This window comes from Paracoccus sp. SY, assembly GCF_002901215.1.
In the GTDB taxonomy this organism is placed as follows: Bacteria; Pseudomonadota; Alphaproteobacteria; order Rhodobacterales; family Rhodobacteraceae; genus Paracoccus; species Paracoccus acridae.
Window position 1 is genome coordinate 1 of the sequence record NZ_NWMQ01000164.1, and the last position, 794, is coordinate 794.

Genomic DNA, 794 nt, shown 5'->3' on the forward strand with positions numbered 1-794 from the left:
GATTTCGAGCGCTACTTCTCGGCTCTCACCCAGCATTTCCGATGCCTGGATCAGGCATGGCAGGAGGGTTTGGCGCGGGGCCGCGCCGTCTCCGCTGCGCGAGAGACCTTCGTGCAGCGTGCGACAGCGCTTGGCCTCCGAGCGCGCCTCGGGGTCGATCCGCAGCCGCCGTCAGACGGGGGGCGGAAATGAGGAAAGCGGCCGGGCTCTCTTCGCTGATCCTGGTGGCGACGATGCTCCTGTTGGGTGCGCAGGAGCACATGACACCTGCTATAGGTGTGGCTGGGTCTGTACGGGTGATCGATGGCGACACGCTTGTCATCGGCGAGCGGCCTATCCGCATCCTCGGCATGGGCGCCCCTGAACCGGACCAGACCTGCCAAGACGCAGCCAGGCAGACATGGAAATGCGGTGGGGACCTCCGACAAGTCCTGGCGGCGCCCGTCGCTCGGCAGGTTTCCTGCCATGTCGCTGGTCCGGACCGATACGGCCGCGATCTGGCGGGCTTCGCCTCGTGCGGTGCCGATGTGGCCGCGTGGCTGGTCCGCGAGCGATGGGCCGTGCCTGCAGGCGACGAGCAGGGCATTTGGCGCGGCAGCTCCATGCGGCCGGCGGACTGGCGCAGAGCAGGGGACCGGCAGCACAGGGAGGGAGCGGACGATGAGCGCTGACGGCAAGTGTTACCGGCTGGGGCATGTCCGCTTTTGCGACGATGCGCCCGAGCTGCAAGGGATCCTCGCTCGGGCGCATGACGGTCATGCTCGCCCACTCTGCCAGTGCTGCGAGGCCGAACC

At 68.0% G+C, this 794-nt stretch carries 1 protein-coding gene; it reads left to right on the forward strand.

Going from position 1 to position 794, the window contains the following annotated elements; genetic code table 11:
• Positions 1 to 192, forward strand: a 192-nt coding sequence (locus tag CK944_RS23880) for a hypothetical protein (protein WP_205049145.1), incomplete at its 5' end; no start/stop codon positions are given.
• Positions 193 to 794 lie beyond the last annotated feature (602 nt).